Raw genomic sequence first — 26269 nt, 5'->3', positions numbered from 1 at the left:
AAGCTAACCAAACGCCACTCAGTAGTGGCGTTTTTAATGAGTTATTTGAACGGCATGCTTAGGAGTGTGGCTAAAGATGTATTCTGCTTAGTGGCTTTATATTGGCTCAGGCCAATGTCTTGTAAATCATCGCCTTTTATTGCCACGTTTCGATAACTTAAAAATAACTTATCCCACCAAACTAGGCTAAATCCGTAATTACTGTTGGTTTCATGGATGTGTGTACTATGGTGAATGCGATGCAGTTTCTGGGTAATAATAAATAGGCGCAGGGCTTTTTCTAGCTTTTCAGATAAACAGATATTTGCATGATTGAATAGCGCAAAACCATTGAGCGCAACTTCAAAGATAAGTACGGCAACCGCTGGAACACCAAGCACTGTTATAGCGATGAGTTTAAAAAGAATACTTAGGGCAATTTCTATTGGATGAAAGCGTAATCCCGTACTGGCATCAACGTGGCAATCAGCATGATGCACTTTATGGAGCCGCCAAAGTAATGGGACTTGATGAAATAAACGATGCTGCCAGTAAATCAGCATATCTAGTATTAATAAACTTAGTGGAATGCTTACCCACAGTGACAGCTCTAAATAGTTAAATAACCCTAGCGCTTGCTGGTGATTAAAATCAGCGAGGGTAGTAAGACTCACCGGCACCACTAAACGTGCAATGATAGAAGATACAATGACCAATGAAAAATTACCAAACCAGCGATACCTTGCTGTAATAGGCGATAATCTTGCAGGTTTTTTCCATTCAAGTAACATCATGATGATTAATATGCTGAGAAAGCAGCCGACTCGCCAATATAGTTCATTCGTCATTGTTTAGCTCTTGTTGCTTTAGGGTGAAGTAACCACCATAGATGCGCGTGATGATAGTGATGGTGCATGCAACAGCAAATAGGCTCGCTAACAAAGGAAAGCTGCTAGGCCATAAACACAATGCTATAAACAAAGCGATGGTTTCACTCCCTTCGGTTAACCCATTTAGATAGTAAAAGCTTTTATTTTTGAATTGAGGCTTCTCTAGCTGAAACTTCTCAGCAGCAACTGCAAAGGCAAGAAAGCTTGATCCTGTGCCAATAAAACTCACTAGTAAAATTGCGCCAGCAATCGCATTTTGTTGTGGGTCAGCCAAGATAAAACCGAAAGGGATCGCGGCGTAAAATAAAAAGTCGAGAGTAATATCTAAAAAACCACCAGAACTTGAGCTGGTATTGCTATATCGGGCCAGTGCGCCATCCAAACCATCAAATATACGGTTTAAAATGATAGCAGCGAGTGCCAAATTCCATAATTTAAAGGCAATAAAAGGAACGGCAAGTAGGCCTAGAATGAATCCAGTTAAAGTGAGTTGATCAGCCGTTACGCCTCGTTTATCCAATTGCGTAACAATCGGCATTAGTAGCGGTTTTATGACGGGTGTAATGTATCTATCAAGCATAGCGTTTTTCCAAAGTTGCTAAGTTAATAATATTTCCTCTGGCAGCTATGGCATCACTGTGATCATGCGTGACCATGATAGCGGGTAATTGATGTGCTCTGATTTGTTTAAAAACAATGTCACGAACTTCTTGGCGAAGCTCACTATCTAGTTTACTGAAGGGTTCATCAAGAAGGATGGCTTTTGGTTTACTTAATAAAACACGCAGGAGTGCCACACGAGCTTGTTGTCCGCCAGATAAGCTTGCTGGAGAGCGTTTTTCTAACCCGCCTAAGCCAACTTTTTCTAAGGCAAGACTCACGTTTTCAAGGTCTTTCTTTTTGCTTAACTTAGGCATAGCAAATGCAATATTGCCCTCAACAGACAAATGAGGAAAGAGTAATGGGTCTTGATAGAGTAAGCCAATGTGACGCAAATGACAGGGAGTATGGGTAATATTTTGTTGGTTTAAGTAGAGATTACCGTGGGCAGTAAACGTTGGTGGTAGCATACCTGTTAGCCAATTAAGCAAGGTGGACTTTCCACTCCCTGATGGCCCCATAATGCTTAGGATCTCACCACCTTGAATAGATTCATTAAGTGACAGCAGTGCTGTTTTATTACGCCAAATTGTGAGTTCTTTAATATCTAATGAGGAATACATATTAAGCCTTGTTTTGATATTTATAGACCAGCTTAGGAGTAAGCCAAGCAAGAACAAATGCTAGAGCTGGTAGTAACATTTGTATGAGTGCGTACACTGAGCTGGTACGCCGACTTGCGCCACTGGCAAGCACCACAGCTTCTGTAGTAATTGTATTTATTTGCCCAGCGCCATTGAGTAGCGTTGGTAAATACTGACTAAAACTAATTGCTAAGCCCAATGCAAAGGCGATGCATATTGGGGTAACTAGCATGGGTAATTTTACTTGCCAGAATACCTTAGCCGGAGGTTTTCCCAGACTTGCTGCCAAAATTGAAAAGCGGGAGTCAAAGCATCTGTAGCTACTTGCCAGTGACAAAAAAACATAAGGAAGTACAAATAGTAGATGGCTAAAGATAACGTTTATATAGGCATGATGACTGCTTATTTGCTCCTGCAACCAAACTAAACCAAATAAAAATGCAACGCTAGGAACAAGTAAAGGGAGATAAATTATAAAGCTGCTGAGGTGAGATAGTGCGTAGGCACGTTGTTGCTCAGCTTCTAATGTTACGAGTACAAGAATGATCGCAATCGCACTGGCAGCAAAGCCAATGTATAACGAATTTAACAGTGCAGGCTGTATATTTGTTAGCGCATTTTGCCAGTGGATTAATACAAGTTGATCAGGCAAAAATGCAGGGAAGCGCCAAAACCCAGCAAATGACCAAAGCACTAAGCCAAGTAAAGATAATAAAATACTCGCGACTAACATAACCGTCACGATGCGAGTTAGGTGCATAATCGCATTACCTGCATAGTCACGCTTTCTGTTAGTCACATAAAAATAAAACACGCGCTTCACTATTATTTCTAACAGCCACCAAGTTATTAGTAAAGTGGCGGTGAGCATAAGTTGCGCAATTGCGCCAGCCGAGGCTTTAATACGTAGCGTTAAATCAATGTCGTTAAACCAGTTAATGATAGCAACAGAGAGAGTTGGCGGTGCATTAGGACCTAAAATTAATGGGATCTCAACACTGGCACTGGCATAGGCCAACACAGCCAAAACAGGAAGGCGAATATAAGTGTATAAATTAGGCAGTACTACTTTAAAAAATGCAGTCATAGGGCAGTAGCCAAAGCTCATGGCAACTTTATGTTGAGCGCGCAACTTTGCACCTAAATCAGCTTGAGCAAATGCAGCTAAGGCCATCAACAATAAAAAGGGGAGCTCTTTTAGCGTAAGCCCCAAAATCATGCTTACCCCCAATATATCATGAGGGAGTAGCCAGTCTGGCGGTAATTCCCAACCAGTTAACCAAGGAGAAAATAGCCGTGAAATAAAACCCGAAGGGGTGATTAAAAAGCTAATCGCAATAGCCGCTGCGGCATGAGGTATAACTAAAATAGGGCCTAATAAGCGTTGAATGCGCTTCAACCATGGGCTGTTAAAAAAGCAAGCGAGAATCAATATGGTCATTGTAAGTGCCAATAATGTACTAATCAGTGCGCTGCTGGCACTGAGAAATACCATATGACTAAAACCATCAGTTTGTATCAAGGCATTAAAACCCTGCAAAGAGAATTCTTTCATGCCCAAAGCTGGAAGGTAACCAAAAGCAGGTAATAACACACCGATTAATCCCCCTATAACAGGTATAACTAATAAGGCGACCAAGAGTGTTGGGCTAAGCTTAATTAAGCGCGTGAATGTGTCATGAGTTTTAATCATTACTTACTGTACCGCGTTTATAAGAGCCATAGCGTAATTGCCATTGTTGGTTTATTAATGTGCTCCAACTTGGATGTGGCTCAGCTAATGCTGGACTTTGATTGTTTGTAGCTAAGCTACTTGTGTGGAGGGCTTGTTGATTGAAAAGTGCTACTTGATCTTGCGAGAGCAAAGACAAATCAAGCACCGTGTTGTCTCCCCAGTTAGCGGGTTGTTGTTTTTGGGCTTGTGCTTTCACACTTAACATAAAATTGGCGACTAATTTTGCGCTTTCGCTGTGGCTTGCGTTATACGCAATAGCAACAAAGTGTATGTTACTTAAGCTGCCGTCATGCATTGCGTAACTTCTAGTCGCGAGGGGTAAATCATATCGTTCAACAGCGGCTGGTATTTCTGCGGCTGAAAATGTGAGTGATAAGCTAAGCTCCATATCGCTTACCAAACGCTTTAATGCTGCGCTGTTTTGTACAAAAAAAGTACCTTTTCGCCATAAGGTTGGGTGTAATTCGTCTAAGTATTGCCATAAAGCGGGCAATAACTGTGCTGCACTTTTTTCAGTGGCAGGTTGATAAAGTAAGCTGCGTTGCTCTGTCGCTGTTAAGTTAATAAGCGCATATTTTAAAAAACTCATCCCGATAAAGTCCGGTGGTTTCGAATACGTAAAGCGACCTTTATTTTTTGTACTCCAGTCTAAAAGCTGTTTTAGGTTTTTAGGGGGATGAATAACGGTTTTACTATCATAATAGAACGTTAGTGAGGCTTGCCCCCAAGGTGATTCCATACCTTGCGTAGGTAATCCAAAATCGTGAGTCACAGCAGGATTTTTTGCCGGATTTGTTAAGTAGAAATTGGGAAGTTTAGTTGCCCAATCTGCTTTTAATAACCCGTGTTTACTCATAGCAGCAAAATTAGCACCATTAATCCATATAAGATCTACTTTACCTTGCGTGTGGTTACCGGCTGACTTTTCTGCAAGCACTCGGCTTACCGCTTCACTGGTGTCTGCAAGTTTAATGTGAACTAAGTCAATGTTGTACTGCTGTTTAACCTGCTCACCAAGCCACTGAATGTAGCTATTAATCTGTGCATCACCACCCCAAGCATGAAAGTAAACAGGGTTATTTACCCCTTCATTTACTGTTTTTTGCCAGCTTTGAGCATGGCTTAAAACCGAATAAACCATGCTTGCCAAAAACAATAAAAAACGAATTAATGTAGGGAAATCACTGAGTATCATTAAGTGCCCAATCGTAATCTAAAAACTTAATAGCCACCTTGTTTGCTTTTATTTTAGCTATCTGATTATTTGTTAAATTTAATGCGTCTGAGTAAAGCAATATAAATTCACTCAGCGAGTGGGCACCCCTAAACTCTTGCTCAAAGTCTTCTTTGTACCATTTAAAAATAGACGATAAGTGAAGTTTATCTTCTTTTATATAGTTGCGCGTTGTGTCTGCTAAAAAGCGTGTTGTTTGCTCTTCTAGTTGTGCATCTAAGTGAGTAGCGATATAGGCTTCACTACGCAGAGCAGGGCAGCCGATGCTGGCACAATTTACAGCAAAGTGTATGCGTGGTTCTTTAAACGTATCACTCCCCCTGATTAAAGTATGCTCTATGTTATCTAAGCTGCGTGTTTCACCTAACAAAGGGATAAACTCTTTACTCCAAGGAGAGCTAAAAAAGCTGCCAAGCTCTTTTATGGAATCAATTTTTGGATACCGAGTTAAAATAAGCTCAATGGTCCAGGCATTATAAGCATTGATTAAAAAGGCCAGCTGTTTGGACTTTGGCCATGCATTAAATTCTGCTTGGCTTACTTGGGAAAGCGCACTTAAGTAGCTGCGCAATTGAGATTGATCAGCCTTAAATCCCGCATAATCAACTTGCGTACTCGTTGCGTCATTAATTGCAACGACATGCTTGATAAGGAGCGCTTGCCAAGGAGAGTGTAATGATGCGTCTTGTTGTGCAGGGCTGTCCTTCGCTGTGGCACTATTAATCATAGTAAGTAAAATTAAAAAACCAATAAAGCGTATAAATTTCAGCATATTAACCTCTTCGCCAAGTGTGATACTTTTCAAGTAAGTTGAGTACTTTTTCGGGTGCGTGGGCACGTTTCCATTCGCCTGCGATATATTTATTTCCTTCAGCCCACGTTGGGTAGCTGTGAATAGTGCCAAGTATCTTATTCAGGCCTAGACCATGTTTCATAGCGAGGACAAATTCAGCAATTAAGTCACCCGCATGCGCAGAAACAATAGTGACGCCTAGAATTTTATCTTTACCTTTAGGTGTAAGTACTTTGATGAAACCATTCGTTGCGCTTTCTGTGATGGCACGGTCTAACTCTGCAAACTCAAAACGAGTTACTTCGTAGTCTAGATTTTGTGAAATTGCATCTTGTTCATTGAGCCCAACACGGGCGACTTCAGGGTCGATAAATGTCGTCCAAGGGATAACACGATAATCGACCTTGAACTTTTTAAAGTGGCCAAATAAACCATTAACCGCGGCATACCAACCTTGATGCGCAGCAACATGGGTAAACTGATATGGACCAACAATATCACCCGCGGCAAAAATATTAGGGTAAAGGGTCTCGAGATAGTCATTGGTTTGAATAGTGCGGTTGGTTTCAATGCCTAACTCTTCAAGGCCGTAACCTGTTAAGCGAGCACTTCGACCCACAGCGCATAGTAACTCATCGTACTCAATGTCGAACTCTTTCTCTTGATGCTGAACAACCAAGTATTTTTTGTTGTTACGAACTTCGCAACGAAGTGCTTGGTGGTTGGTTAATACATTAACGCCACTGCTTTTCAGTGCTTGAGTAGCAAATTCAGAGACTTCTAAATCTTCTTTTATCATGATCCGCTCAGCCATTTCTACTTGTGTGACCTGCGAACCAAGTCGAGCGAAGCTCTGCGCAAGCTCTGAACCAATTGGCCCACCGCCTAAAACAACGAGCTTTTTGGGCGGCTCATCTAACTGAGCAAATTTACTCCAAAGCGTATCACTGGTGACATAACCTGCCTCTTCCAAGCCTGGTAAAGGTGGAACAAACGGACGAGCACCCGTAGCAATCACAATTGTTCGTGCACTAAGAGTTTGTGTACCACCTGTGCTTGAAGCAATTTCAACCGTCCATGGATCAATTAATTTGCCATAACCTTTAATTACTTCAACGCCCAGTTTAGTGTATCTTTCAACACTGTCGTGAGGAGCAATATCGGCAATAACTTGGTGTACTCGAGCCATCACCTTTTTGAATGAAAAGGTTGCACTGCTTTTTTCTAAGCCATACTTGTCAGCTTGTTGAAATTGTTCAACAACTTTGGCACTTTTTATAATCGCTTTACTGGGCACACATCCGTAGTTTAAGCAGTCGCCACCCATTTCACCCGCTTCAATTAATGTCACCTTTGCTTTTACGGCCGCAGCAATATAACTGGTCACTAATCCGCCGGCACCGGCACCTATGACAATCATGTTGCGATCAAATTGTTTTGGTTTTGAAAAGTTCTTATAGATTCTGCGCTTTTTGATGGTATTTAATAACGCTTTGGCTATAAAAGGAAAAACACCTAATAGAGTAAAAGACAAAATTAAGTTAAACGATAAGATTCCAGATAAGCTTTCTATCTGCGCGAGTTGTGTACCCGCGTTTACAAAGACAAACGTGCCTGCCAACATGCCTAGCTGACTTACCCAAAAGAAAGTCCAGGCTTTAATCGCCGTTACACCCATTAAAAGGTTAATGAGGAAGAAAGGGAAAATAGGTACAAGACGTAGCGTAAATAAATAAAAGCTACCTTCTTTTTTAACACCAGCATCTATGGCTGTAAGGCGCTCTGGGAAACGCAATTTTATTGCGTCACGCAGTAAATAACGAGAAACCAAAAATGCGATTGTTGCACCCACAGTTGAAGCAAATGAAGCGATAAGTAGACCTTCAATGAGGCCGAATAACGCACCCGCTGCCAGCGTTAAAATTGTTGCACCTGGCAGTGACAGTGCAGTAACGACAACATAAAGTAAAAAAAAAGCGCCTATCACTAATAGTGGTGATTGTTCACGCCACTGACTAAATTGATCCATCGAACCTTTTAAGCCATTCAGTGTTAATAACTGATGTAAATCGAAATAGAAAAATGCAGTAACGGCAACCAAGACGCCGACGAGTAAGATTATTTTCTTTAACATGAGTAGCCCTACTTAAAAGGTATGTTGAAAGGTCAATTTGGCATGAATAGGAAGCTCAGGAAAAACTAACGTTGAGCCAAAGTAACCGCCTTCAAAAACAGGACGCCAGTTATCTTGATTAGTCACATTTGTGATATCTAAACGTAAAGACGTTTGCTCGCTGAAGGCATATCGTGTATTCACATTCAAAGTGTATTGATCGCGAATACGCACGGTTGCTAAAAAATCAAGCGGATAGCTTTTGGTGTATATACCGCCTAAGCCAATATCCCATTGAGGAGTGATAGAAAAACCACTGTTAAAGCTAAATGATTGTTCGGGAATACCTTGCACCCGCCTAGTTGATGGCGGAAAAGACGCGAAATTAGGTGCCCCAATACCTGTACCATTAATAATATCAGGACGAGAATTATCAAATGCATCAGCGACTTGGTTTGAGTCTTGGCTACTTGCTGAATTATCGTAGCGGGCATCTATATAGCTGTAACCGGCATTAAACCAGTATTGCCCAGCATCATAAAACACCTGCGTTTCAAAGCCTTTTGTACGAATACCCGTGTTACTTCCATCACGATTTCTGAGGCTACGGCGTTGATTAAATAAAGCCGCATCGACATACCAAGGGCTGTCAGTGGGTGAAAATTTTAAACCTATTTCAGCAAGGGTGTTATCGGTTGCAAAATTTTGTGCGCTAATTTGGTTATCACTTCCTAAAACATTGCCGCCAGCCATGCTATTGGAGGTCGCTTCGTTATAGTTCCCTGTAATATAGGAGGTTAATTCTGCAGTGAGTTTATAGTTAACACTAATTTGCCCTGCATGCAGGGTTTCATAAATATTATCGCGCGCTGCAACTTGACCTTGTGGTGCAATGGGATCCCGAGCTTCTACATCATAATAGTCAAGGCGATAGCCTAAACTTGTGCGCAATTTTTCAGTCCATTGACTGTCATGCACAAAAGCAAGCCCCGTTTGCCAACTGGTCGAATCGGTTGTATCAGAGAGTGAAAAATCTCCAACACCATCGTTATCTAAATCGTATTGGGCTCCTGGAGATACAAATACACCTGGCTTTAATTCAACTAATCTTGCTTTTTGCTCTGTTGTGAGCGGGATACGGCGGTTTTCAATCGGGCCTGTTAAATCAATGGGTAAATCTGCTTCTGTGGTAAATTGGCTGAACCCTTTTACTTTATTAAAGCGAACATCAAACGCAAAAATAGAGCTTTGACTATCATTCCATTGGTAGCTTAACTCAGTGCGGTTTTGGGCTGTGTCAGCACCATCAATGATCTCTACAAAGCTATTTTGAGCGATTTCCTCACGTTGCAGGTGCTGAAAATAAGTTGTATTTTTAAGCGTCGTTTTATCATTTAGTTCACGTTTATAGATACTGTGAAGTAAATAGGTCGTGGCTTCATTGATATTATCGGGGTCTGTTAAAACTCGGTTTCGCGGTATACGGACTTGCCCTGTGGGTGAAATAATAGCCCCCGCTCCTGCAATAGTACTGCCATTGGGTTGTATACCTTGACCAGTAATATAAAGTCCATCATCAATAAGCGCTTGAGTAGGGCGATTGATACCTGCGTTATCTGTAAATTCAACTTGATAAAGCTCGAAATTTATATCTAAACTACTTTGTGCGTCAGGCAAGAAGCGCACAGCTGCAAATAAACTATCGCTCTTATAACCTGAAAAATCATAAAAACTACCATTATCAATATGTTCAGCACTTACTCTGAAGCCACTTTTACCTTCTACTATCGGCGCTGTGTAATCGAGTTGTGCCGAGTAGTGATCCCAGCGACCAGCCGAAAGCACTAGTTTGCCTTGAGATTGTTCAGTATTTGCCTTTTTTGAGCTCAGGTTTACAAAGCCCCCATTTCGTTGACTACTACCAAATAAGACGGGTGGTGCACCTTTTACTACATCTATTTGCTCAATCGCATTGAAGGATATTGGAATGCCAAAACCATTATTACCTGCTTGTCGGCGGACGCCATCTTGAAATAGTTCACCTAACTGCCCCCTTAAAGTTGGTAAGCTCGGATTACCAAATCCGCTCGCTGAATAGCTATTAGGTGTAATAGATAAAATATCTTGCAGGGTGGTAATATTGAGTTGTTCGATCATTTCTCTGGTGATTGGCGTTACACTTCGTGCAATATCTTGCAGAAAAAGATCATCGCCAAAAGGTCCATTTATAGGCGTATCTTTAGGTGAAATTTGGGTATTTTTTAATTGCTCGCCTGATATTTGAATAACCTCAATCTCATTATTCTCGGTAGCAAGTGATACAAAGCTTGCACAAATACTCAGCGCTAAAAATGCGTATTTCAAAATGTTCTCTCTGCGATTAAATAATTTATTGACGATGAATGAGACCAACAGCCGGAAAAAATACTTTCAAAGCATTTTTATTTTATTTTTGTAATGTTTCTTTTTATTTTCGGTCTTGTTGTTTTTAAGCGTGAATAGTTCAAAGGAAAAAATAATGATTCAATCAACTACATCGGATACACAAAATCGCTTGCAATGGTCGCTTTTATCATTACGTTTGGGCGTATTTGTGGTTATGTTAATGTGGAGTTTGGATAAATTTGTAAATCCAAGTCACAGTGCAATTGTGTTTGAACACTTCTATGGATTGAGCGGCTCAACAGATACAGTTGCTTATATTCTAGGAAGTTTGCAAATAATTTTAGTGTTTGCTTTTGTAGTGGGGTTTAAGAAAAAAATCACTTACGGTTTAATCTTTTTATTACACGGCGCATCCACACTTTCTTCGTATGCTCAATATATAGATGGATTTAATAATTTACTTTTCTTTGCTGCATGGCCAATGTGGGCAGCCTGTTTTACTTTATATTTAATGCGTGATGAAGATGTGAAGTATGTAGTGTGATTTTATAAACTAGTTTAAATGCTCTTAACCTAATTAAATAGGGTAAGTTCATTTTTCTTATTTTCATATTAATGATTTTTAATGAAAACTTTTATTAATAAAATTTAAATGCGCTAGAAATAAAAAAGCCCAGCGAACACACAAGCTGGGCCTTTTGACAACAATATGATTGAGTCACCGCTTATGCAGTGACTCGGAATAAAAAAGCTTAGAGAACACACAAGCTAAGCTTTCGACAACAATGTGGTTGAGTCACTGCGTGTGCAATGACTCGGAATAAAAAAGCTTAGAGAACACACAAACTAAGCTTTCGACAACAATATGGTTGAGTCACCGCGTATGCAATGACTTCGGATATAAAAAAGCCAAGAGAACACACAAACTAGGCTTTTTGTGACAACAATTTGATTAAAGTGCTAAGTTTTTCTTAGCGCGGTTGAGGTTGTGATTAACTAAATCATTACCCGACATTTTTACCGCTTCATAAAAATCTGATAGTGCAGCTGTGTCGTTTTTCGACATAATGCGTGCTATACCACGGTTACTTAAAGCGAATGATGTAAGCTCTCGACGTTTATAGCCGCGTACTTCGCTTTTATTTAGAAGCTTGATAGCTTCGGTACACAAAGATTCCGCGTGGCTGAAATTTTTAGATTTCACGCTTGCTGCGCAACGATTGAATGCAAGTTCATATTGACTATTTAAATCAGTTGCTTGCGCTGTGCTATTTAACACCGCGTCGTATTGGCCTTGCATAATTGCTTGCGATGAATCTGAGTCGTTAATTACCATCAGTTTATAGTCACTTTGCTCAGCGATTGCAAAAGCTGAACATGTTAGTAATGAGCTAAGAGCAAGTCGTTTTAAAAGTGGTTTAACCATGATTAGTTTCCTCGTTAATCGCAGCATCGTTTGCTGATGAGTTAACTTTAGAGTAATCCCTCTAAATCGACAAACGATTAAAATAAACCTGATAGATGAATTTTTTTAACTTATAGAGAAAAGCCTGAGTTAAACTTACTATTTCAACCTGTAAGTAATGAAAAGTTCTTACTTTTCTTTTTGGATCTTGTCATATGTGATTTGTGCATGAGTATTTTGCCCGCATTGAAGGCACTTTAAAAATGAGTGATGAGCTGCACGAAGTGTTTTGTAAAGTGAGAAATAGTTAAATTAAAGCTGAGTGGCTGGATAGTTGCTACGAGAAGTAAAAAACTTTCTGCCCAGCGAGAGCATACTAGCCGTGATGCATGAGGAGTGGAAGTATTAACTTTGCGTGATGAAGAAAAACATGTGCTAAATAACTAAGCTATTGCAGTGGTTGTCTCGCTTGATAACCAGTTCAGCGCAGCTGTTTTAGATTTAAATATCTGCATAGTCATACCCGTTTTTTTATATAAATTGCAGTATGTATTACTCAGCAGGTTTCCACCTTCAAGCCCCTCTTTTATGATAAAGGCTGTTTTCTTCGGTGCACTATTCTGGCGTTTTAAATCAGCTAAATACATCATTAGTTTTTCAAGGGCACTAGGCGTTGCCATGCACGAGTTTTCAAACTCAACTAATTCACACCAGTCACCATGCTCTGCGATGATTTTTTCAATATAAGTGTGTTGAGTAAATGACAAGGCATCAATAATCTCTTCATTGAATGGGCCGACTGCGGTTGTAAAAAGTGTATTTTGACGTTGATAAAACTCAACAAGGCCGTGGGGCTTAAAATCTGCGTATGGATAATATTTAGTTGAGGCTATGCTGTGCATTAGTTCAATCCCTGAGCCTTTGATATTAGTTAATAATTATTAGTATTTGATAATAGCAGCGAATTCAACAAGGTCAATATTTATACTCTAAATTGAGATGGTTTGAGTCATGAGCAAAGGGTTTTCATTACCATCTTGAACCCGCTTGTATATAAATTGCATTTTGCTCAGGGCCATGCGCAGATAGCTATGCCAAAATATTCATCGATAAGATAACGCATTCCTGTTCTGATAATGTTGGCTTTGTATACAGGTTACGTCGGCATTGTACATTTTACTGTGTAGAGACGCGCTTGCTGGCCTTCGTATTCGAGGGTTTGGTCGTTGAAATTACCGAGCACAGTCGTGGCAGTGGCTTTTTCCGTTGCATGAAAATGGTGCGAAGACTGCCAATCTTGTACTTGGCTTTGGTGGCAGTTTGCGCACTCTGGTTCGGCCTGTAAATTGAATATAGTCAATCCAATAAAAAAGCATACTACACGCACCATTCAATAACTCCTTTTACTTTTTGCCCACACTTTTAATCAGTTATATTAGTTTTAGAGTGTAAGTAAAGCCAATGACAAAAAGAAAAACGCCTTGCTTTTAAAGCAAGGCGTTTAGATTATTTATCTGTATCTTTTGCGGCCTTTAGTTTAGCTGCATGGTCAATCTCAAATTCAGGCATGTTTTTATTGCCCTGTATTAAGTAGTTGTCCATCCAACGCATTAGACGGAGGCTGTAATCGTACTGAGCGGCAACCTTACGGTTACCATGCCCTTCACCTGGGTAGTAGACTAAGCGTACATCTTTGCCTTGTACTTTCATGTAACGGTAAAGTTCCATTGATTGAGCAGGGTGTACACGTGGATCCTCTTTACCATGCATGATAAGCAGTGGTGTTTTAGATTGGCCCGCCCAGTAAATAGGGCTGCGCTCTAAATACCATTGCCATTTATCCCAAGGATATGAGCGTGCGTGAACCAGATTCATTTCATTAGAAATATCTGTTGTGCCAAATTTTGAAAGTTGGTTAGATACACCCACAAACATCACACTTGCTGCAAAGTGTTCAGTCAGCTTTGTTGCCCCCCACGCTGAGGCATAACCACCGTATGAGCCACCTGTGATACCAACACGTTTTGTATCAACAAGTCCCATTTCTACAAGGTGATTTTTAAAATCGACCAAATCGTCAAATTCTTTGCCTGCATAGTCGTTTTGGCCTAGTTTTGAGTAATCAACCCCCTTACCTGTTGAACCACGGTAGTTAGGATAGAAAACCGCATAACCACGCGCGGCTCCCATTTGGCCTGGGCGAGAATAATTGGTTACCCAACCATTTTTATCATGGCTTTCAGGCCCACCATGGACAGACATAATAAGTGGGTATCGGGTACCTTCTTTATAATCAAGAGGGTAAACCAATATACCTTCTATATCGACACCATCACGTGCTTTAAGTGAGATAGTCTCTTGTTTGGCAAAGCGTTTATCATTTAACCAAGGGTTAGAATCAGTTAAACGGGTTGCTTTATTACCACGGATAATAAACACTTCATTTGGATGTTTTGCTGTATTCGCGCGTACAGTTAAGGTTTTATCTGAATCAGACACACTTAAGTTGCTGGCAATAAAGCGACCTTCTTCAATGATTTTTTTATATTTTTTACTGCCCGTTTTAATACTTGCAACAAAGCTTTCTGTACCAACATTGGCGATGAAGTTTAATGTATTGCGTTTATGAGACCATTCAAAATCAACGATATGGCCCATAAAGTTTGGTAGCCACTCTGTGATTTCAGCCGTTTTTGTATCAGCAATAAATAAGCGGCCAGTAGCTGGATCATGCTTATCCTCAGCACCTAAAATCGCGATATATTTACCATCAGCAGATAACTCAGCATCGCCTAACTTACCTTCGGTTTTAAAAGATAAGGTTACTTGGTCATTTGCAACATCATATAAACGCCACATTGACTTGGTGTATTTGTCATCAATAAGAGCAGTTGGTTGAGTTTTAACAAGTAGTTTTTCACCGTTAGCTGACCAATTCATATCACTAACATAATCACTAACGTTTAATGCCGTTGGCTTTAATGGCGTGTCTGTTTTTGCCAGACTAACAATGAAAAGCTGTTTATTATCAAGACCAAGCTCATATACTTCTGCCATAAAGCCTAATTTCTTTAGCTCTTTTTCAGACTTATCTTTGGCAGGGAGTGCTAAAATAGCAACTTTTTGATTGTCAGGGCTTAGCTCGTAACTTGATATTGATGTGTCTTTTAAAGACATTACTTTTTGAGCTTGACCACCGTCAACGGGTATTTGATACAGTGAAGTGAATTTTTCATCGTTTAATTTAGCAAGAAAATAAATGGTTTTGCTATCTTTAGACCATTGAATGCTACCGATGTTAACGTTACCTGTAACGTACGGACGCTCAACGCCTTCGTCATCAACAATGTAAAGTTCGCTGTAATTACGACCATTTTCATCTTTGTACAGTGTACGTGGCACTGAGCGGGTAAACGCAACCGAGTCACCATCAGGGCTTACGCTTGTTTGGATAACTGATTGTATTGTTGGAATGTCGTCAATTGTAATTGTGTCGTTGGCAGTAGCAAGTGTACTTGAAAGACCAACGGCTAAGGCTAAAGCAGTTTTTAGCATAGTAGTTCCCTTCGCTTGTTATGTTCTGCGGTGATTATAGCAGTGTGGAATCGCATTAGTAACAAATGCGATCAGTGGCTGTAACGAATACCTAAATAAAACCGTCGGCCATTCTTATAGATGCCCGTAGGAGCATACTGATTACGTTCATATGTGTAGGTTGTTTCGTTGCTAAGGTTTATTGCATCAACAATAATATCGAATTGTTTGTTTAGTTTTATGGTTAAATTACCGTCCAACTGCCCGAAGTTTTCCATGATGGTTTCACCCACGCCAGTCGCAAAGTCAGTGCGATAATTATATGCTAAACGGCCACTAAAGCGTTCGTTTTCGTAGTAGCTAGTTAAGTTTATAGTATGTTTTGAAGTACCAGGAATGGCGTTAAGGCTGGCATTATTACGTTTACTTCTTTCGCCATCAACAAAGGTATAATTTGCAATTAACCCGAAACCATAAAATAGTTCTTGTTGATAACCGAGTTCAAAACCACGAATCGTACCACCACTGCCATTGATTGGTCTGTCTATTGTCATAGCAATGTTTTCATGCACTTCAACACCACGGTTAAATTCAATAAATGACTCAACATCTTTATTAAATAAAGCAGCAGACAATAACCCTGCATCAGCAAAGTACCATTCAAGGCTCGCATCAAATTGATTGGCTCTGTAAGGGTCTAAATCAGGGTTACCGCCTTGGCCTTGTGCTTGGGTGACATTGTAGTTGGTAGAAGGCATTAAGTGATTATATTGCGGGCGAGACATGACTCTGGCTACACTAAAGCGAGAAATCACATCATCGGTAATATCAATGTTGAGGTTTATACTGGGCAGTAAGTCTGTGTAATTTTTATAGTGGGTTTGCCATTGGTAGCTGTCCGGAAGCTCAATAGGCGATGCGATGCGAGCATAAGCAGCGCTATCTTGGCGAGTATTAACAACTCGTAGCCCAAGGTTTGCGTTGTATGTATCGCCATTTAAATTGAGCTTAACATAGCCCGCAGTCGTTCTTTCTTGTATATCAAAACGACTGGCTTTTTCTTCCTGCTGTACAAAATTAAGTGTATTAAATTGCTTTGCAAGTAAGTTGATATCAACATAGCTATAGTTTTTTAAAGTGTGCTGATTACCAATACCGGTTAAAAAATCATGTGGTATAGCAGCAGGAAAATCAGCAAGTGTCCAAGCAAGTTGCTCTGTTAGTTGATCGTATGAGCCATTAATTGAGCGTAAGCGAATAAAGTCACGTTGATGATCGCGATATTTTACGCCAAATTTTATAGAAGAAATAATTGAATGATCAACGGCACGTTCAAAGTCAGTTTGTATATAAAGCTCTTGATCAGTGGAATCTTGACTGTCGTTTCTGGCCTCGGTGAGTTGCCATTGTGCGGCATCAAGGGGTGAAATGGCATAATTAGCAATGATATTTTGTTGTTGCCGTGTGTCGACACTAAACGCCGTATTCGCTGAGAATTGAGAGGTATAGTCTTGCTTTGAGCCTCCACCGCCATGAGTAAAGCCTAATTGATAAGTATTATGCCACAAATCAGCCTGTTGCGATGCGACCAACTGTATACTGCTTGTGTCGATTTGTGATTTTCGCCAAATAGCTTCCATTGCAGTGCTATAAGGTCTATTTATATCAGTGACTTTGCTATAACGAGCAAAAGCCAATGTATTGTTAATGATTTCAGCGTCATGAATACGACCTCCTCTGGCAAAAACGCTACTTGGTTGCCATAAAAAGTTCTGGTTACTATTGTCGGCATCAAGCACTGAATACAAGCCATTTAGTTGAATATTCCAATCAAAATTAAGTTGGTGCTCAAAAGCAAATGTTGCAGTGGTAAGAATTCGACGTTGCTTAAAGAGCGCCGACCCACCACCGCCAGGCGTCCAAACTCGATTTATATCGGCTAGCCTGTCTACAGGGGAGAGGCTGTTATCATCATTCAAGGTGTAGTTTTGTTCGTGCCACCCCCACGACTCTAGGCCATCACGACGTAATGAGCGCTCATTGCGACTAAAAGTAAGTAGTAAGCCAGTACTCTGTGTACTATTTTTCCAGTTATAGAAACTCGCTAGTTGTGGATCAAACTCACCTGATAGGTCGTTATACTGCAGTTGAGTATTTATCACAAAGTGCTTATTCGGTGTTGTCAGAGGGCGCATGGTTTTTATGTTAACCGCTCCCCCTAATGAGCCTTCATCATGGTCCGCTTGTGGTGTTTTATAGACTTCGAGTGAGGCAACTAAATCAGCGGGCAATAAGGTATAGTTAAACCCCCTGTTGGGTTGCGATGAAATCCACCAATCGGCTGATGCAATTGATTGACCATTTAAATAAGTACGGTTTTGCTCTGGCGTTGTTCCTCTAACACCCACTCGCTCACCTTCACCTTGAATACGTGATAATGAAATACCGGTCACACGTTGGAGTGCCTCTGCGACATTTTTATCAGGAAATTTACCGATATCTTGTGCGCTAATAGTATCTATAATTGATTGGCTATTTCGTTTATTATGGAGTGACTTGACAGCGCTGTCATGAAAACCCCTAATTTGAATGGTTTCTAAAGCGTTCTTTTCTTTATCACTTGTTTGAGCAACGCTGTACGTTGAACTAAATACAAGTAAAATAAAACCAATATAGGTAAAAATGTTAATAAAATTGAGCGTTATTAAAGCCATGCCAAATCCAATAAAGCGGTTAATGTGTTCTTCAAGTTGCCTCATGATAATAAAATCAAGAGTTTGTTGCTTGTTGTCTGTACCTTATTTATATTTTACGCTTTCTCGATTAATTTAACCATAGATTAACCTGTGTAACAATTGAACAAATGTCGATGTCAACCCAACAAAAAGTAATGCTTAACGATGTCATCGTTGACTTTGTGAGCCTGAAAATAAAAATACAGAACGAATGGGTTGATGTAGAGTCTAGGCAATTAGCCTTGTTGTCTTTGTTATTAAAAAAACAGGGCGAAGCTGTTTCACGAGAACAGATTATGGATGCGCTATGGGGAGATGTGATCGTCAGTGATAACTCGGTTAGTCAATTGGTCACTCAACTTCGAAAAAGCCTTCATGACAATAAGTCTCCACCGCAAATTATTAGAACGATTCCTCGCATCGGCTATCAGCTCATTGCCAATGTGAGTGAACCGCCAACACTGTTTGATAAGGCTCGTCAACATTCGCCAAAAAAGATGGCGTTGTTTGGCGTCACAGGTATTGTTGTAGGTGTAATTAGCACTTTATTTTTACAGTATTTATTCACGGCAAAGGGCAAACCGACAGAGTTTAATTACCGTGCTCGCGTAACATCTGCACCAGGCACTGAGGCTTTTTTACGTTACTCCCCAGATGGGCGATATTTAGCCTTTAGTCAGTCAAACGAATTACAAAATCAGTTTGACTTAGCTGTATTCGATCAACAAAGCCAAACAGTTCATAATATTAAAAGCTCAGGTTATTCCGAAGAAGCACCGGTATGGTCACCGGATGGTCAGTGGTTGGCATATTATCGTTATGATCCGTTACGCTGTGATATTCGCATAATAGGCGTTAATAACGCGATTGAAACATGGCGTTTGAGCCCAGAGTATACCTTAACACAGTGCCAGCCCAGTAGCGCTCCCACACGGCTCAAGTGGTATAAGCCAGATGCACTTTTTGGTATTGTTTGGCACGACAACCAGCCCCGTTTGATGAAATACACGCTGAGTTTGGGTGATAAAGTTAGAGTGCAAGATACAACCTTGATAGGGGAGTTTAAACCTCTCGCGTTTGATATAAGTGCCGAAGGAAAAATGCTGATTGTTGAAAAGCAGGGCATTTGGTACACACTAAGCGAAGTGAATTTGTATAACCTGAGTGAGCAGCGCATTATTAGTCGTCAGCAGTATAAACAACAGCCCATCTATGGCGCGTTTGCAAAACACATTTGGTCAGTGGAAGATGAACTGATGCGCAGCACATTGCAAGGGGAAAAACACTCATTACATAAACCTATGGGGTTTATTGCCAGTTTAGATGTAAACCCTGTTAATGGCGACGTTGCCCATGCAGAGGGGTTAGCGCAAATAAATGCCTATCAACTCAGTTTACATAAAGACAGTGACGGAATAAGTGTCGATAAAACCACTCAGCTTGCCTCTTCAACCCGTATGGACTTCATGCCTACCGTATCAAGCAATGGTGAGCAGGTTGCATTTATTTCTGTACAGCGCCCCGGTGTTACTCGGTATTCTCAAGCAGAGATTTGGATTAAACATCAACGCCGAAAAGGAGCCAATCGAGTGGCTCAATTACCCAGCCATATTACGCCAAAATACCTGCAATTTTCGCCTAATGGCGATACATTATTGTTGCTAGATGAAAGACAAAATGTGTATTTAATAAATTCTTTTTCACGCCGATTGGTCCCCGTTATTTCAGGCTTTGAGCAATTGAATGCGGTTCGTTGGTCTGATGATAGCCAAACTATTTTTTATCAAGCAAAATCGCAGCAGGGTGAATGGCAAGATTGGCAGTATGATTTGCAACTGAGCAGTAACTCATTAAAGGCAAATAATGTGACACCCCGAAGGTTATCGCCAGCTCAGCCTCTGTGGCAATTGAATCCGTCTTACATTAACTATGAGCACACATTGCGTGTTTATCTGTCAGCAGCTTTAGAACAACATATTCCCTTATCACAACTGTTGCCATCACTTAGTTTATATAAGCCGGCGTTATTTGACGGAGGGATGTATTATATTCTTCGTGAAGGCCATCAGTTATCTTTGTATTGTTATGTTATTGCTTCTCAAGAAAATATATTTATTAAAAAGCTAGGTGCTTATGGGTTAGACATAGGAGTTAGTTTGACAATGAGTAGCTCTGTGGATGGAGCACAATTGGTGTTTAGTCAGGTTGATGGTATTGAAACTGATATTTTGTTACATCAAGTGGTTAATTAAGTACCGTTAAAAAGGCTGAAATGGCTTGAGTACTCCAGTTTCTGTCGCGTGCTTCATTAAGCGCAGCTTGTGCAGAGAACTTAGCTTGTTCGATTTGTTTTTGTTGTTGTTGGAGTTTGGCCTGTAGCAACAATAGTTGTGGATGGCTTTTATCTAGTTTTAATGCATCATCTAATGCCTGTTGAATATTAGCGGCGGGTTCGTTTAATTCAAAAAGAAGTGCTGCTAAATCGCGCTTAGCTCTAAAGTGGCCTTGTGCGGCTGCCGCAATTAACCATTTTCGTGCTTTGTTAGGCGCATAATCAACATACTGTTTGTTTAATAACTCACGACCAAGGCGATATTGAGCATTAGCAAAACCATTTTGCGCGGCTAATAAAACCCAATTTAAGCCTTTTTGTCTGTCTACTCGACCATAATCACCGCGCAGCAAATTAGCGCCTATTCGGTATTGAGAATTAGCGTAACCATTGCGAGCTGAGGCAAGTAATAACTCACTACTGGCGGTGTCTTTTTGCCAATGATATTTCAATAACTTACTCGCATTGTACTTATCAGAGCTTAACCAATTAGCAATATAGTATTGAACTAGCGCATTGCCTTGTTCGGCTGCATCTATTAGTTCACTTATTTCACTTTGGTAACTTTTTTGCTGACGCTGAAAACTTTGCTGGTATTGCTCACCTTTGAAGGTTGTAAAGTGATAAAGCAAAGAGCGATTATAATATGCGTGCTCTATCTCGTTAGGCGCGTTATATTGCCAACGTTTGACGGCATTTATGAGAGGCTTGTCAAACGTATTTTTAGGGTAAGAGTCTACGAGTGTAATATCGCCAACAGCGCCGTTTTTATCAATATCAAACTCTAACCAAACCCAACCCTCTAAACCATTGTTGTAGGCGTGTTCGGGGTAGGTTGGTTCAACGGTATAGCTACGATACACACTTTGTTCATGCACAGGCTCTGCAGTTAGTTCTGGGCGCAGTTCTTGATCATACTTTTCATAACTAATATTCGTTAACAAGGCTGCGTATGCATCTTCAAATGCTTGGTGTTGTTGTTCACTTTGTTTGGCGATAAGCCTTGCAGTATCGCGTGCTTCTTCTAGGCCAAAATCTGCGGCTAAATTAAACCACGCATAGGCTTTGGCTGGGTTTTTCTCACGGCCTTGACCATGTAAATACATAACACCAATATTATATATCGCATCTACATTACCTAACTGAGCAAGCTCGTAAAACTGCTGCTGAGCTTTGTTATAATCGCCTTGATGATAAGCTAAGGTGGCATCGAGAAGATCGGCTTTTACACTACAAGATAAAAGAGCATAAGTGACCAGCCATGCAAATAGTTGCATGGTTCGAGTTGCACGTTTTGCATCTTTTGGGTGAGTGGTTATGAGCGACACTGGTAATTTATTTTAAGATTCTTAAAAGCTCTTTAGTCGTTGATTGTACTTGTTTTAGCCATGATTGCTAGAACAACACATGCTATTTAATCAATAAAAAAGCGGTGAACAAAGTCCACCGCTCAAAGACCTCAGGGCATTGAGGCTCACCATCCATGGCGATAGTCGGATACCTGTGTTAGCAAGTGTGTCGACTAGAAATTGAAACGAACCCCAGCAGAAAAGCGACGCCCGTCAGCATATACGCCTGTAAGTGCTTGCTTAACGCCTTCCTCTTGATAGCTGAAGGTATGCTCATCTGTTAGGTTGGTTGCTTCGAAAACAGCGGTGATGTTTTCAGTGATATTAAAGTTAAAAGTGGCATCAACTTGGCCGTAATCATCTTGATAACCAGGCCATGCACGACCTGTGTCGTAACCAGTACGGAAGTTATAAGAAATTCGACCGCCAAAACGTTCAGTTTCGTAGTAAGTGCTGATGTTATACGTATGCTCAGAAATACCAGGAATAAGCACATCGTTGCCTTCTAAGTCTTTTGATTCTCCATCCACAAATGTGTAGTTAGCCGCGACCCCAAACCCTTCGGTTATTTCTGTTTGGAAACCAAGCTCTATTCCCTTTAATGTGCCTGACGGACCATTAATCGGACGGCTTATTTCAATTTCCACACCGTCAAATATTTCGGTTTGAGTGTTATTGCCTAAAGTAGACTGTAAATCTTTATAGAACAGAGCGGCTGAAAAAATGCCTGCATCAGCGAAATACCACTCGTAGCCAACATCAAATTGTGTTGCACGGTATGGGTCGATATTTGAGTTACCACCCGTACCTACACGAGTTTCTGTGTTATAGGTTGTGGCATTCGTCATCGCGGCGTAGTCTGGGCGCGTCATAACACGTGCAGCGCCAATACGAAGTAACATGTCGTCATTTAAGTCAATTGCTAAGTTTAAGCTTGGAAGAATATCAAAGTAACTGGTTTCTTCTTCTTGCCACACTTTAGCATCAGCAGGCCCTACATAAGCACCTGTGGTTTGTTTGGTTTCAACTAAACGCACACCCACATTACCACGCATACCTTCAACATCGATATCTGCTTTCACATAACCTGCGAAGATGTTTTCTTCTATTGCAAAGTTACTATCGAACAATAGGTTATATTGCCAATCGAGGGCATCACCATCACGGCGTACTTTTCCAAGATCCGTCATGGCATAATCACGCAATGTACCGCTTGATCCAATATCCGATAAGAAATCGCTTGGTGCAGGGTTTGAATAGTCGGCTAGGCTCCAGTTTAGATCTGTGCGAGTTTGTGACTGCAAGCGAACATTTTCACGCTTGTGATCACGGTATTTAACACCGAACTTAATTTTACTGAATACTGCAACATCAATTGCACGCTCAAAATCTGTTTGCGCATAGTATTCTTTATCGAGTGCATCATTTGAGTCGTAACGTAAAAAGCCTAAATTCCATAAATTACCATCGGCAGGATCGTTGGCGTAACTTGTTTCAATACTTTCAGTGTTTGCCGCGTTGTAACTATGTACAGTGTTACCTTCCCAGCCAACGCTTCGGTCTGTTTGAGTTCCTCCTGAACCTTCTGTTACACCAATGTGGTAAGACGATTTCCACATTTCGCCTTCATGAACCAGTTTAATATCGTATGAATTGGTTTTTAGCTCTGAATTACGAACTTTTGTTTCATCAAGAACATTATTTCCAGTTTCAGATAAACCAAAGGTACCAGCTTGGGCGAAGCGACCCACTTTGTCATGATCAACAACATCTAAAGACGTGTATTGTGAACCACCATAGCCAGGTAACCAAAGGAAGTTTTGGTTGGCATTATTGGCCTTCATGGTTGAATCAAGTGCATTGAAGGTAATATCAATATCGTCTGTTGGGCGGTATTGAAGTGTTAAATTGAAACCTGTTCTGATTCTTTCTTGGGTGAACATGGCTGAACCACCACCACCAGGTGTGTACACATCTTCAATAACAGAGCCATCTTCTAGGGTTACATCACGGTGTGTCCAACTCCATGCTTCAATACCATCGCGACGAAGATTACGTTTTTGTTTAAAAACAGAGACAAGTGCACCAAATGTTTCGTTGTCATTTTTCCAGCTGTAAAGGCCTGCAAGTTGTGGGTCTGTTTCGCCAGAAACCTCGCTGTGTTGCATCAGCACTGAGCCTGCTATTTTATTTGCTTCGAGATCGAGAGGTTTGCGTGTTCTAACAATTACTGTACCACCGATTGAACCTTCATCAATGTCGGCTTCAGGTGATTTATAGACTTCAAGACCAGATACTATTTCAGAAGGAAGCATCGTATAGTTAAAGCCCCTGCTTGCTGATGAATCGACCCACCAATCTGCAGAGCCAACCGCTTGGCCATTTAATAAAGTACGGTTTTGGTTTTCTGAGGTACCACGAATACTAATACGCTCACCTTCACCAAACGCACGACTCATTGATACACCCGTTATACGTTGTAGCGATTCGGCAACATTTTGATCAGGAAACTTACCAATATCTTCTGATGTAACGGCATCTACAATTGAGTTTGCATAGCGTTTTGTATTGAGTGATTTTACAACGCTGCCGCGAATACCGCGGACTTGAATAACTTCTACTTCATCGGTGGTAGCTTTATCTGCCTCATTAGCAAATACAGGTAAACTGATACCCGCACCCACCATTGACAAGCTGATAGCTAAACTTAATTTATTTTTGTTCAAGCTTAACATTGTCGTCGATCCCCTTGAATTCGAACTGTTGTCTTATCATTTGTGTTTGTACTTATGTGAATGCACATAACACTGAATTGTTGTCAAACTAACGCAACTTAATGGTTGCTTATTTTTCTTGCTCTGCTTTTAGGCAGCGCTGTCATTTTAAGTTTGAGAGGCTATTAAACGCTTTTAAATGCAAGGGAGTCTTGAATCTGAATGAAAAGTTGTGAAATGTTAAAAATAGATTAAATTAAATGGTATTTTAGTTTTATTTTATTGAATTTACGGTGTTTTTAATTTTTAAAAAGTTTCGTTTCTTTAATAAGTTAAATTTACTTATTAATTTTAAGGTAAAAATAAGCACACGATTCATAACTTATAGAGGAAAAAGTGTGCAAATGTTCGCTATTTGAACTCGCAATTATTAACAGTTCTTTATGAATGTGGCGCTTGTGAGTAAACATGTGCAGGTAGTTTGAAAAATAACAGCGCTGTGGCGATGCGAACAAATGTGCTTTAGGCACGTTTATCCGCATTTTAGTGAAGGCTACTAGGCACCTTGTCGCTTAATTAAGCAAAAGTGTTTTTTACCACGTTGGATTAGCCAATAGTGATCAAATAACCCAAAATCAAGCTCTTGATTATCTGAGGTTACTTTATTGCCATTGACACTAATGGCGTTACTGTCTATTAGCTCCCGTGCAATACGCTTTGATTTAGCTAAGCCTGCCTCTACTAATAACGCTAACACGTTTTGCGTTGCACTTGCTATGCAAGGCATACCATCGAGTTCTAATTGTTTTAGCTCACTTAAACTCAACTGCTGAACATGACCTGTAAATAAAGCGTGTGTTATGCGCTGTGCACTTTTAAGTCCTTTTTCACCATGAACAAAGCGTGTCATTTCTGCTGCGAGGATCAGCTGTGCTTCAGGTTTAGCTGTACTTGCTTTGTCTCGTTGTTCAATTGCATTAATGTCTTCACAGCTTAAAAAGGTGTAATAACGCAAAAGCGTGTAAACATCAGCATCGCTTGTTGATAACCAAAATTGGTAAAAAGCATAAGGAGACGTTTTTGTTGCATCAAGCCAAATCGCGCCTCCTTCTGTTTTTCCAAATTTAGTGCCATCTGATTTTGTAATTAACGGCAAGGTTAAGCCAAAGACTTGAGCGCTATTTTGCCTGCGAGTAAGATCAATGCCACTGACAATATTACCCCATTGATCGTTACCACCAATTTGTATACTACAACCATACTGACGATTTAGCTGTGCGTAGTCGTAAGCCTGTAGCAAAGAATAACTAAATTCAGTAAACGAAATACCTTGCTGAGCGCGGTGCAGACGTTGTTTTACTGACTCGCGGTTAATCATATTATTGACAGAAAAGTGCTTGCCTACATCACGGAAAAAAGTGATGACATCTATTTCCTTTATCCAATCAGCATTGTTAACCGTTAGTAAGGGTTTATCTAAATGAGGTGATAATAAATTTTGAATTTGGCTTGTTAATGCCTTAACCCAGTCAGTGACTATCTGCTCGCTATTTAAGTTGCGCTCATTAGCTTTGAAGCTCGGATCGCCAATCATACCTGTAGCGCCACCTATAAGCGCAATTGCTTGATGACCCGCGTCTTGAAAGCGCTTAAGCATAATAAGTGGTACTAAATGACCAATGTGAAGGCTTCCCGCTGTTGGGTCGAAACCACAGTACACAGTTTGAGGTGCATCATTGAGTTGCTGCTGCATCTGTTCGAGATTACTGGCTTGAGCAATTAGCCCGCGATCATTTAATTGTTGAATAAGTGTCATCTGTCTTGTCT

At 40.5% G+C, this 26269-nt stretch carries 18 protein-coding genes; 2 read left to right on the top strand and 16 right to left on the bottom strand.

The genetic code is table 11. The features are described 5' to 3' along the window. Positions 1-41: 41 nt before the first annotated feature. Genes L3Q70_RS19475 through L3Q70_RS19440 form a run of 8 tightly spaced genes read right to left on the bottom strand, consistent with a single transcriptional unit; the run spans position 42 to position 10331 of the window. Positions 42-827, bottom strand: a complete 786-nt coding sequence (locus tag L3Q70_RS19475; RefSeq protein ID WP_237115399.1) for a sterol desaturase family protein — start codon at positions 825-827, stop codon at positions 42-44. After that, a complete protein-coding gene (locus L3Q70_RS19470) occupies positions 817-1449 on the bottom strand; it encodes a CDP-alcohol phosphatidyltransferase family protein (RefSeq protein ID WP_237115398.1) in 633 nt (210 codons plus the stop codon). The genes L3Q70_RS19475 and L3Q70_RS19470 overlap by 11 nt, the downstream gene beginning before the upstream one ends. Beyond that, a complete protein-coding gene (locus tag L3Q70_RS19465) occupies positions 1442-2092 on the bottom strand; it encodes an ATP-binding cassette domain-containing protein (RefSeq protein ID WP_062567610.1) in 651 nt (216 codons plus the stop codon). The genes L3Q70_RS19470 and L3Q70_RS19465 overlap by 8 nt, the downstream gene beginning before the upstream one ends. A 1-nt stretch (position 2093) precedes the next feature. Next, positions 2094-3806 carry an ABC transporter permease subunit gene (locus L3Q70_RS19460; protein WP_237115397.1) on the bottom strand — a complete coding sequence of 571 codons (1713 nt, stop codon included), beginning with the start codon at positions 3804-3806 and terminating at the stop codon, positions 2094-2096. Then, positions 3799-5043, bottom strand: a complete 1245-nt coding sequence (locus tag L3Q70_RS19455; protein ID WP_237115396.1) for an ABC transporter substrate-binding protein — start codon at positions 5041-5043, stop codon at positions 3799-3801. Before L3Q70_RS19455 ends, L3Q70_RS19460 begins: the two co-directional genes overlap by 8 nt. Then, on the bottom strand, positions 5030-5809 hold the full coding sequence (locus L3Q70_RS19450; RefSeq protein ID WP_237115714.1) for a DUF547 domain-containing protein: 780 nt from the start codon (positions 5807-5809) through the stop codon (positions 5030-5032). The genes L3Q70_RS19455 and L3Q70_RS19450 overlap by 14 nt, the downstream gene beginning before the upstream one ends. Positions 5810-5855: 46 nt before the next feature. Further along, complete coding sequence (locus L3Q70_RS19445; protein ID WP_237115395.1) at positions 5856-8009, bottom strand: bifunctional TVP38/TMEM64 family protein/FAD-dependent oxidoreductase; 2154 nt, start codon at positions 8007-8009, stop codon at positions 5856-5858. A gap of 12 nt (positions 8010-8021) precedes the next feature. Continuing rightward, the gene (locus L3Q70_RS19440) at positions 8022-10331 is read right to left on the bottom strand and encodes a TonB-dependent receptor (RefSeq protein ID WP_237115713.1); all 2310 of its coding nucleotides are present in this window, start codon (positions 10329-10331) and stop codon (positions 8022-8024) included. A 175-nt stretch (positions 10332-10506) separates the two neighbouring features. Here L3Q70_RS19440 and L3Q70_RS19435 point away from each other — a divergent pair, with 175 nt between their 5' ends. Beyond that, the gene (locus L3Q70_RS19435) at positions 10507-10917 is read left to right on the top strand and encodes a hypothetical protein (RefSeq protein WP_062567605.1); all 411 of its coding nucleotides are present in this window, start codon (positions 10507-10509) and stop codon (positions 10915-10917) included. A 408-nt stretch (positions 10918-11325) separates the two neighbouring features. Here the strand turns inward: L3Q70_RS19435 and L3Q70_RS19430 are convergent, their stop codons facing one another. The 5 genes from L3Q70_RS19430 to L3Q70_RS19410 all read right to left on the bottom strand — a co-directional run bounded on the left by L3Q70_RS19430 (position 11326) and on the right by L3Q70_RS19410 (position 18026). Next, positions 11326-11799 (bottom strand): hypothetical protein, encoded by a 474-nt coding sequence (locus tag L3Q70_RS19430; protein WP_062567604.1) that lies wholly within the window; start codon positions 11797-11799, stop codon positions 11326-11328. A 422-nt stretch (positions 11800-12221) separates the two neighbouring features. Then, the gene (locus L3Q70_RS19425) at positions 12222-12680 is read right to left on the bottom strand and encodes a hypothetical protein (RefSeq protein ID WP_237115394.1); all 459 of its coding nucleotides are present in this window, start codon (positions 12678-12680) and stop codon (positions 12222-12224) included. Between the two features lie 254 nt (positions 12681-12934). Further along, positions 12935-13168: a multiheme c-type cytochrome gene (locus L3Q70_RS19420; RefSeq protein ID WP_062567602.1), complete on the bottom strand. Its 234-nt coding sequence runs from the start codon at positions 13166-13168 to the stop codon at positions 12935-12937. A 116-nt stretch (positions 13169-13284) separates the two neighbouring features. Then, positions 13285-15333, bottom strand: coding sequence for a S9 family peptidase (locus tag L3Q70_RS19415; protein ID WP_237115393.1), 2049 nt, complete (start codon positions 15331-15333; stop codon positions 13285-13287). A 71-nt stretch (positions 15334-15404) separates the two neighbouring features. Continuing rightward, positions 15405-18026: a TonB-dependent receptor gene (locus tag L3Q70_RS19410; RefSeq protein WP_237115392.1), complete on the bottom strand. Its 2622-nt coding sequence runs from the start codon at positions 18024-18026 to the stop codon at positions 15405-15407. Positions 18027-18181: 155 nt separating this feature from the next. Between L3Q70_RS19410 and L3Q70_RS19405 the strand changes: the two genes are divergently transcribed. Further along, positions 18182-20299 (top strand): winged helix-turn-helix domain-containing protein, encoded by a 2118-nt coding sequence (locus tag L3Q70_RS19405; protein WP_237115391.1) that lies wholly within the window; start codon positions 18182-18184, stop codon positions 20297-20299. On the opposite strand, the gene L3Q70_RS19400 is transcribed toward L3Q70_RS19405, so the two are convergent. The 3 genes from L3Q70_RS19400 to tyrS all read right to left on the bottom strand — a co-directional run bounded on the left by L3Q70_RS19400 (position 20292) and on the right by tyrS (position 26258). Then, entirely contained in the window at positions 20292-21707 is a 1416-nt protein-coding gene (locus L3Q70_RS19400; RefSeq protein WP_237115390.1) for a TonB family protein, read from the bottom strand. The two genes, L3Q70_RS19405 and L3Q70_RS19400, sit on opposite strands and share 8 nt — an antisense overlap. Positions 21708-21901: 194 nt before the next feature. After that, complete coding sequence (locus L3Q70_RS19395) at positions 21902-24463, bottom strand: TonB-dependent receptor (RefSeq protein ID WP_237115389.1); 2562 nt, start codon at positions 24461-24463, stop codon at positions 21902-21904. Positions 24464-24998: 535 nt separating this feature from the next. Beyond that, a complete protein-coding gene (tyrS, locus tag L3Q70_RS19390) occupies positions 24999-26258 on the bottom strand; it encodes a tyrosine--tRNA ligase (RefSeq protein ID WP_237115388.1) in 1260 nt (419 codons plus the stop codon). Positions 26259-26269: the final 11 nt, after the last annotated feature.

Source organism: Pseudoalteromonas sp. CF6-2, assembly GCF_021729425.1.
In the GTDB taxonomy this organism is placed as follows: Bacteria; Pseudomonadota; Gammaproteobacteria; order Enterobacterales; family Alteromonadaceae; genus Pseudoalteromonas; species Pseudoalteromonas arabiensis.
Note: the sequence above shows the minus strand (reverse complement) of the source record. Positions and strands in the feature narration are given on the sequence as shown.

Coding starts and splice junctions, on each gene's coding strand:
- L3Q70_RS19475 (WP_237115399.1), bottom strand. CDS start 827: ATGACGAATGAACTATATTGGCGAGTCGGCTGCTTTCTCAGCATATTA.
- L3Q70_RS19470 (WP_237115398.1), bottom strand. CDS start 1,449: ATGCTTGATAGATACATTACACCCGTCATAAAACCGCTACTAATGCCG.
- L3Q70_RS19465 (WP_062567610.1), bottom strand. CDS start 2,092: ATGTATTCCTCATTAGATATTAAAGAACTCACAATTTGGCGTAATAAA.
- L3Q70_RS19460 (WP_237115397.1), bottom strand. CDS start 3,806: ATGATTAAAACTCATGACACATTCACGCGCTTAATTAAGCTTAGCCCA.
- L3Q70_RS19455 (WP_237115396.1), bottom strand. CDS start 5,043: ATGATACTCAGTGATTTCCCTACATTAATTCGTTTTTTATTGTTTTTG.
- L3Q70_RS19450 (WP_237115714.1), bottom strand. CDS start 5,809: ATGATTAATAGTGCCACAGCGAAGGACAGCCCTGCACAACAAGACGCA.
- L3Q70_RS19445 (WP_237115395.1), bottom strand. CDS start 8,009: ATGTTAAAGAAAATAATCTTACTCGTCGGCGTCTTGGTTGCCGTTACT.
- L3Q70_RS19435 (WP_062567605.1), top strand. CDS start 10,507: ATGATTCAATCAACTACATCGGATACACAAAATCGCTTGCAATGGTCG.
- L3Q70_RS19430 (WP_062567604.1), bottom strand. CDS start 11,799: ATGGTTAAACCACTTTTAAAACGACTTGCTCTTAGCTCATTACTAACA.
- L3Q70_RS19425 (WP_237115394.1), bottom strand. CDS start 12,680: ATGCACAGCATAGCCTCAACTAAATATTATCCATACGCAGATTTTAAG.
- L3Q70_RS19420 (WP_062567602.1), bottom strand. CDS start 13,168: ATGGTGCGTGTAGTATGCTTTTTTATTGGATTGACTATATTCAATTTA.
- L3Q70_RS19415 (WP_237115393.1), bottom strand. CDS start 15,333: ATGCTAAAAACTGCTTTAGCCTTAGCCGTTGGTCTTTCAAGTACACTT.
- L3Q70_RS19410 (WP_237115392.1), bottom strand. CDS start 18,026: ATGGCTTTAATAACGCTCAATTTTATTAACATTTTTACCTATATTGGT.
- L3Q70_RS19405 (WP_237115391.1), top strand. CDS start 18,182: ATGTCAACCCAACAAAAAGTAATGCTTAACGATGTCATCGTTGACTTT.
- L3Q70_RS19395 (WP_237115389.1), bottom strand. CDS start 24,463: ATGTTAAGCTTGAACAAAAATAAATTAAGTTTAGCTATCAGCTTGTCA.
- tyrS (WP_237115388.1), bottom strand. CDS start 26,258: ATGACACTTATTCAACAATTAAATGATCGCGGGCTAATTGCTCAAGCC.